Annotated in this window: 7 protein-coding genes; 5 read left to right on the top strand and 2 right to left on the bottom strand. The window is 65.5% G+C overall.

The genetic code is table 11. The features are described from left to right. Positions 1–287: 287 nt before the first annotated feature. Both ACFPZ3_RS59660 and ACFPZ3_RS59655 read right to left on the bottom strand, forming a co-directional pair. Positions 288–1,154, bottom strand: a complete 867-nt coding sequence (locus ACFPZ3_RS59660) for an ABC transporter ATP-binding protein (protein ID WP_379523349.1) — start codon at positions 1,152–1,154, stop codon at positions 288–290. Next, complete coding sequence (locus ACFPZ3_RS59655; RefSeq protein WP_379523348.1) at positions 1,147–2,082, bottom strand: ABC transporter permease; 936 nt, start codon at positions 2,080–2,082, stop codon at positions 1,147–1,149. The genes ACFPZ3_RS59660 and ACFPZ3_RS59655 overlap by 8 nt, the downstream gene beginning before the upstream one ends. Before the next feature lie 472 nt (positions 2,083–2,554). Here ACFPZ3_RS59655 and ACFPZ3_RS59650 point away from each other — a divergent pair, with 472 nt between their 5' ends. The 5 genes from ACFPZ3_RS59650 to ACFPZ3_RS59630 all read left to right on the top strand — a co-directional run. Further along, positions 2,555–4,192, top strand: coding sequence for a peptide ABC transporter substrate-binding protein (locus tag ACFPZ3_RS59650; protein ID WP_379523347.1), 1,638 nt, complete (start codon positions 2,555–2,557; stop codon positions 4,190–4,192). A gap of 126 nt (positions 4,193–4,318) precedes the next feature. Continuing rightward, positions 4,319–5,263 (top strand): ABC transporter permease, encoded by a 945-nt coding sequence (locus tag ACFPZ3_RS59645; protein WP_379523346.1) that lies wholly within the window; start codon positions 4,319–4,321, stop codon positions 5,261–5,263. After that, positions 5,256–6,230: an ABC transporter permease gene (locus ACFPZ3_RS59640; protein ID WP_379523345.1), complete on the top strand. Its 975-nt coding sequence runs from the start codon at positions 5,256–5,258 to the stop codon at positions 6,228–6,230. Before ACFPZ3_RS59645 ends, ACFPZ3_RS59640 begins: the two co-directional genes overlap by 8 nt. 12 nt (positions 6,231–6,242) lie before the next feature. Then, positions 6,243–7,280: an ABC transporter ATP-binding protein gene (locus tag ACFPZ3_RS59635; RefSeq protein ID WP_379523344.1), complete on the top strand. Its 1,038-nt coding sequence runs from the start codon at positions 6,243–6,245 to the stop codon at positions 7,278–7,280. Further along, positions 7,264–8,072 (top strand): ABC transporter ATP-binding protein (locus tag ACFPZ3_RS59630; RefSeq protein ID WP_379523343.1); only part of this gene is annotated, 809 nt, incomplete at its 3' end. The genes ACFPZ3_RS59635 and ACFPZ3_RS59630, both read left to right, overlap by 17 nt.

The raw sequence follows: 8,072 nt of genomic DNA, 5'->3' as shown, positions 1-8,072 counted from the left end.
CAACGGCCGCGTCCGGTGCGTGCACGAGCGACTCCCGACAGGGCCGACAAATCCCTTCAAAGACCCGAGGTCGGTCAGAGGCTGGGTCAAACCCTGCCGGGAGAAGCTCCCCTCCATCATCACTGTCAGAGGCCGTTTCCTGGAGGGCCGCCGGCCGGAGTGCGGTGGGTGGCAGGCCACGGCGGCGCGTAAAGGATGGTTGTGCGTTTGGGGCTGGAGGTCGTTTGATGGAAGATCATCAGCCGGGCGGCACAAACCTGCTCAGGAAGCGCCGATCAGAGGCTGAATCAGCCCTTGTTGTAGGCGGAGATTACTTCCTTCGGGTCGCCGTCCATCTTGATCTTGCCCTTGTGGAGCCAGATCACCCGGTTGCACGTCTCCTCGATCACCCGCAGGTCATGGGCGACGAGGAACACGGTGCCCGCGGACTCGCGGATCTGGCGGATGCGCTCCTCGCTCTTCTTGCGGAACTCGCGGTCGCCGGTCGCCAGGGCCTCGTCGATGAGCAGGACGTCGTGGGTCTTGGCGGAGGAGATGGCGAAGCGGAGGCGGGCGCCCATGCCGGAGGAATAGGTGGACATGGGGAGCTGGACGAACTCGTCGATGCCGGAGAAGTCGACGATCTCCTGGTATTTCTCTTTGACCTCGTTGGGCGTCATGCCCATGGCGTAGCAGCCGAGGACGATGTTGCGCTCGCCGGTCAGTTCGCGCATGAGCGCCGCGTTGACGCCGAGCAGCGAGGGCTGGCCGTCGGTGTAGACGGCGCCCTCGTGCGGGGGCAGCAGGCCCGCGATGGCGCGCAGGAGCGTCGACTTGCCGGAGCCGTTGCGGCCCACGATGCCGATGGCGTCGCCGTGATAGGCCACGAAGGTCACGCCCTTGACCGCGTGGACCTCTTTCATCTGCGGCCGCCCCTGACGCTTCAGGAGACGCGTGAGGGCGTTGACCGCATTGCCCTTCTCGCTGTCGGAGGCCGCCCCGTAGACGCGGTAGACGATGTGGAGATCGTCGACGATGACGGTGGGAGTGCCCGTGGGGACGTCGAGGGGCCGCTTGCCCGGAGGCTCCGGGTTGGGATGCACTCTCACATCCTTGCCGGGGTCGGCGGGCTTGTCGCCCTTCACCTGTGACAGCTCCTTGGTCAGTTCAGCCACGCCCGTACCTCTCCTCGGACCGCCAGAAGTACCAGAAGCCGAAGCCGAGAGCGAACACCGCCCAGAATACGCAAGACATCCACACCATTGGTGGCGGGTGGTGGCCGTACTGCGGGTTGTGGGACGTGATGAGGATCTCGCGCATCCACTCGATGAACGAGGCCGCCGGGTTGAGGTACATCACGTTGGCCACCCACTGAGGCAGCTCGGCGGAGGTCACCACCTTCTCCTGGATCGAGAAGAAGACGCCGGAGGCGTAGAGCCAGGTGCGGGTGATGAACGGCAGCAACTGGTTGAGATCGCGCATCGTGGCCCCGAGCCTGGCGACCACCAGGCCGGCACCGATGTTGAACATCGTCTGGAGAGACAGCACCACCGGGAGCATGAGCCAGAACCAGGTGGGCCATTCGCCGGTGGCGATCACGATCACGAAGAGCACGCCCATGGAGATGGCGAGCTGCTGCAGCTCCTGGATCGTGTAGGCCAGCGGCAGTGAGGCGCGGGGGAAGTGCAGGGCCCGGATCATCGACAGGTTGCCCGAGATCGACTTGGCGCCCGCGGTGACGGTCCGCTGCGTGAAGGTGAAGACGAACATCCCCGTCAGCAGGAAGGCGGGGTAGTTCTCGATGTTGCCCTTGCCGCCCAGGATGAGGCCGAACATCACGTAGTAGATGGCGGCGTTGAGCAGCGGAGTCAGCACCTGCCAGAGCTGACCGAGCGCCGAGCTGGAGTATTTCGAGGTGTTGCGCGAGGTCGCGTACGTCAGGATGAAGTGACGACGCTGCCACAGCTGGCGCAGGTAGACAGGGAACCTCGGCCGTGCGATGGCACGACGAAGTCCGTATCTCTTGGCGAGCTTGGCCAGCGGCTCCTGCCCGCTCCGGCCGCCCGCCTGGGCGTCCGCGACAGCGGATTCCGGCTGGCTCATGGCATGGACTCTATTGGATCCCGGTCGGTGAGGCGCCTGTCGCACGGGTCGGCGACAGTCAGTTGGACGGAGTCTTCGAACGACGGGTTCCAAGGTGTCGTCAAGACCTGCTCAACCGTAGCCCAGCCGGCCGGGGCGTGCTGGCAAGGGCGCGTCCACTCTCATGTAGGGGGTAATTTTCATCGCCTGTTCACGTCCTGGCCCTACCCATTGAGGATGGTTTGTACGGTTTCGACCTCATAGGGCTAAATGTCTGTGACGCTGGATAGACGCACGTGTGACCGAACTGCAACGCGCCAGAGACTCGCTGGTGGCAAGTGATAAGGGATAGTCGCGATCGACTGGCAGGGCGTCGGCTGGTTTGACCATGTCAGCCAAATCCGGGGGGATACCAGGAACCCCCCGTCAGGCTGCTCACGATCACCGCAGCTCAGCGCTTGGCGCCCACTGTAGAGGGAGGAATTCTTTCACCATGCGTGTTACTAAGGGCGCACAGATCGTCGCCGGTACCGCGCTGCTCGCCCTCGCGGTTGCCGCGTGTGGCGGCGGTGCCTCGGAAAGCGGCGGTCCTGCCGCCGGCAGCGCGGAAACGCCGGTCCGCATGGAGGTCGGAGAGCCCCAGGAGCTCCTGAACCCACAGAACACGTCCGAGACCGAAGGCTCCGAAGTCCTCGCCGCGGTCTTCTCGCCGCTGGTGCGCTACGACGAGAACAAGCAGCCGGTCGAGGAGGCCGCCGAGTCCATCACCACGACGGACAGCAAGGTCTGGACGATCAAGCTCAAGTCCGGTTACAAGTGGCACGATGGCACGGCCGTGACCGCTGCGGACTACTCCCGCGCGTGGAACTACGCCGCCCTCCAGGACAACGCCATGAGCTCGTCCTACTTCTTCGGCCGCGTCGACGGTTACGCCGACGTGCACCCCGGTGAGGGCAAGACGCCGACGGCCAAGGAGATGAAGGGTCTCAAGGTCGTCGACGACAGCACTCTCGAGGTCACGCTGACCGCGCCGTTCTCACAGTTCAAGACAGTGCTGGGCTACACCGCCTTCTACCCGATGCCCAAGGCCGCGCTCGGCGCCGACGGCAAGGTGACCCAGGCCTACGGCGAGCAGCCGATCGGCCAGGGCCTGTTCAAGCTCGACAAGCCTTACAAGAAGGGCACCGACCCGACCATCGAGATGTCGGTCTTCGACGGGTTCCCGGGCAAGAAGCCCACGGGCTGGACGAAGCTCCAGTTCAAGGTCTACACCAGCTCCGAGACCGCGTGGAACGACCTGCAGGCCGAGAACCTGGACATTCACGACTCCCTGCCCGCCACCGCCATCTCGACGGCCAAGTCCGTGCTCGGCGACCGCTACTTCGATGAGCCCGACGCCGCTGTCGGCTACATCGGCGTGCCGCTGAAGTACAACAAGGACTTCGAGAACGTCGACGTCCGCAAGGCCATCTCCATGGCCATCGACCGGAAGACGATCGCGGACACGGTCTTCTCCGGCACCCGTTCCCCCGCCGACGACTTCATCAACCCGGCCATTCCCGGCTACCGCCAGGGCGCCTGCGAGGCGTGCACGTACAACCCGGCTGAGGCGAAGAAGCTGTACGAGTCCGCGGGCGGCCCCAAGACCATCGAGCTCGGCTACAACGCCGACGGCGGCCACAAGGAGTGGATCGAGGCCGTCGCCAACGGCCTGCGCGCCAACCTGGGCATCGAGGTCACGCCGAAGCCGTTCGAGAAGTTCCAGGGCATCCTGGACGCCCTGGACGCCAAGGAGTACAAGGGCCTGTTCCGTATGGGCTGGTCCATCGACTACCCGTCGGCCGAGAACTACCTGACCCCGATCTTCGGCACCGGCTCCATCGGCACCGGTTCGAACTACGGTGGTTACTCCAACAAGGCGTTCGACGACCTGGTGGCCAAGGGCGACCAGGCCTCGGACGCCGCCGAGGGCCTGAAGTTCTACCAGCAGGCGGACGACATCCTCCTCAAGGATCTCCCGTACATCCCGGTTTACTTCTACCGGAGCAATTTCGGGCACTCCACGAAGGTCAAGAACGTCAAGCTCAACCTGCTCAACCAGGTTAACTGGGCCGACGTCGAGAAGGCCTAGACGTCATTCGCTGGTGGGCGGCCCTTGCCGCCCACCCGTCGAAGGGCTGAGCTTGGAGGCAGCCGGTCGGGCCGGGTGAACCACGGACTCCGAGGGCTGCCTCCAAGTGCGTACTGGAGGGCTTGAATGGGCCGATATGTCATTAGGCGTCTGATCCAGGCGATACCCGTCCTGCTCGGCGCCACGCTACTCATCTTCTGCATCGTCTTCGCTCTGCCCGGGGACCCCATCGCGGCATTGTTCGGGGACAAGCGTCCGGATCCCGCCATCGCCGAGATCCTGCGCGAGCAGTACCACCTCAACGATCCGCTGCTGCTGCAGTACTGGTACTACATCAGCGGCGTTCTCTTCCGGGGCGACTTCGGGGTGAACTTCGCCGACATCCCGGTCTCGGAGATCATGGCGGGCAAGTTTCAGATCACCCTGAACCTCGCCCTGACCGCGCTGGTCATGGAGGCCGTCATCGGCGTCGGCCTGGGTCTGTGGGCGGCGCTGCGCCGCGGCAGGGCCATCGACACCATGATCCTCGCCTCGACGCTGCTGCTGATCTCGGTCCCCACGCTGGTGACCGGTTTCGTGTTGCAGCTCCTCCTGGGCGTGAAGCTCAAGGAATGGACAGGGGCGGACATCTTCCCCGTCGCGGGCACGTTCGCGGGCTTCCGAAGTTACCTTTTGCCCGGCTTCGTACTGGCGGGAACCTCGATCGCCTATCTGACGAGGCTCACCAGAACCAGCCTGGCCGAGACGCTGAGAGCGGACTACATCCGCACGGCCACGGCCAAGGGCCTGTCCAGACGCAGGGTCGTCGGCAGGCACGGGTTGCGCAACGCGCTGATCCCGCTGATCACCTACCTGGGCGCCGACCTCGGCAACCTGATGGGCGGCGCGGTGATCACGGAGACGATCTTCAATCTCCAGGGGATCGGCAATCAGCTGTTCACATCGGTCTACCTGCGAGAACAACCAGTTGTCGTCGGTATCGTCACCGTCCTGGTGCTGATCTATATCCTGGCCAACCTGGTCGTCGACTTGTTGTACGCCGTGCTCGACCCGAGGATCCGCTATGAGTAACCCAATCCCGCCGGTCGGGCCGGGACTCCCGGAGACGGGGACCATGGTCTCGGACACGGTGCTCGCCCCGGCGCCGCAACGCCAGGGCAAGCAGGCCAAGGGCGACAAGCCGGCGAGCCTGTGGTCCGACGCCTGGTATGACCTCAGGCGCCGGCCGATGTTCATCCTGTCGCTGGTCATCGTCCTGGTCCTGCTGCTCATGTCCTTCTGGCCGTCGTTGTTCAGTTCGATCGACCCGTTCAACGCCAGGACGTGCGACCTGGCCACGGCGAGGCAGACCCCGAGCGCCGGCCATCTGTTCGGCCGTGACAACCTGGGCTGCGACGTCTACGCCAGGACGATCTACGGAGCCCGCAACTCCATCGTGATAGGCGTGCTGACCACGGTGATCACCTCGCTCGTCGGCGGTCTGCTCGGCATCATCGCCGGCTTCCGCAGCGGCGTGGTGGACACGGTCTCCTCGCGCGTGACGGAGATCTTCTTCGCCATCCCCCCGATCCTCGGCGCGCTGCTCATCGCGGCGACGTTCCGCGGCCGGGCCAACAGCATCATGCTGGTGATCCTCGCGCTGGCGGTGCTCGGCTGGCCGATGGTGTTCCGCATCATGCGGGCCGCGGTGATCACGGCGAAGAACCAGGACTTCGTGGTCGCGGCCAAGGCACTGGGCGCGGGCTCGAGCCGGATCATGTTCCGCCACCTGCTCCCCAACTCGCTGGCCCCGGTCATCGTCGTGGCCACGATCAACCTGGGCGGCTACATCGCGGCCGAGGCCGCGCTGTCGTTCCTGGGCGTCGGCGTGCAGTCGCCGGACATCTCATGGGGCCTGATGATCGCTGACGCGCGCAACAGGTTCCTGGAGGCGCCGCTGCCGCTGGTGTTCCCCGCCGTGTTCCTGTGCGTCACCGTGCTGGCGTTCATCATGATGGGTGACGCCGTGCGCGACGCGCTAGACCCGAAGCTCAGGTAGGAGGGGGGACACGTGAGTAAGACGTCACCGGATGTGTTGCCGGCCGAGGGAGGGCACGGCGACGAACCGCTGCTGGCGGTGGACAACCTGCACGTGGAGTTCGCGACCCGCGCGGGTCTCGTCAAAGCGGTCAACGGTGTGAGCTACACGGTCGGCGCCGGCGAGACACTCGCGGTGCTGGGCGAGTCGGGCTCGGGGAAGTCCGTGACGGCCCAGGCCATCATGGGCATCCTGGACATGCCACCCGCGGTCATCCCCAAGGGGGAGGTCCGCTTCAAGGGAACCGATCTGCTCAAGCTGTCCGAGGAGGCTCGTACGCAGGTCCGCGGCCAGCGGATCGCGATGATCTTCCAGGACGCCCTCTCCTCGCTGAACCCGGTGTTCACCGTGGGCTGGCAGATCAGTGAGATGTTCCGGGTGCACAGGGGCGCGTCCAAGTCCGACGGCATGAAGAAGGCCGTCGAACTGATGGACCGCGTCCGCATCCCGGCCGCCAGGCAGCGCGTGCACGACTATCCGCACCAGTTCTCCGGGGGCATGCGCCAGCGCATCATGATCGCCATGTCGATCGCGCTGGACCCCGAGGTGCTGATCGCGGACGAGCCGACCACGGCGCTGGACGTGACCGTCCAGGCTCAGATCATGGAACTGCTGGCCGAGCTGCAACGCGAGAGCCAGATGGGCCTGATCCTGATCACCCACGACCTCGGGGTCGTGGCCGACGTGGCCGACAAGATCGCGGTCATGTACGCGGGGCGCATCGTGGAGAACGCCCCCGTGTACGACATCTACAAGACCCCCGCGCATCCGTACACGAAGGGTCTGCTGGACTCGATCCCCCGGGTCGACCAGAAGGGCCAGGACCTGTACGCGATCAAGGGCCTGCCACCCAACCTGCTGAACCTGCCGTCGGGGTGCGCGTTCCATCCCCGGTGCCCCTACCGGCAGGACAACTGCGTGACCGACGCTCCTCCGCTCAACGAGATCAGCGGCGTCCGCAGCAGCGCGTGCCACTACTGGAGGGAGGTCCTCGATGGCGAACGACAGTGAGCGCATCCTGGAGGTGCGCGACCTGGTCAAGCACTTCCCGCTGACCCAGGGCATCGTCCTCAAGCGGCAGATCGGCGCGATCAAGGCCGTGGACGGCGTCTCGTTCGACCTCAACAGGGGCGAGACGCTGGGCATCGTGGGCGAGTCGGGCTGCGGCAAGTCCACGCTGGCCAAGGTGCTGATGGCGCTGGAGCGGCCCACGTCGGGCTCGGTCAAGGTCGCCGGCCGGGACATCGCCAAGGCCAGGGGCGGCGAGCTCAAGCGCATGCGCCGCAACATCCAGATGGTGATGCAGGACCCGTACACCTCGCTGAACCCCCGGATGACCGTCGGCGACATCATCGGCGAGCCGTACGAGATCCACACGGAGGTCGCCCCCAGGGGCGACCGGCGCAAGAAGGTGCAGGAGCTGCTGGATGTGGTCGGGCTCAACCCCGACCACATCAACCGCTACCCGCACCAGTTCTCGGGCGGGCAGCGGCAGCGCATCGGCATCGCCAGGGGGTTGGCGCTGCAGCCGGAGATCATCGTCTGCGACGAGCCGGTCTCCGCGCTCGACGTGTCGATCCAGGCGCAGGTCATCAACCTGCTGGAGCGGCTGCAGAACGAGTTCAACCTGGCCTACATCTTCATCGCCCACGACCTATCGGTGGTGCGCCACATCTCCGACCGGGTCGGGGTGATGTATCTGGGCAAGTTCGTGGAGCTGGGCAAGGACACGGAGATCTACGACCGGCCCGCGCACCCGTACACGCAGGCGCTGCTGTCGGCGGCGCCGGTGGCCGATCCGGT

The sequence above is a fragment of the Nonomuraea insulae genome (genome assembly GCF_042656245.1).
This window is presented reverse-complemented; position numbering and strand designations above follow the sequence as displayed.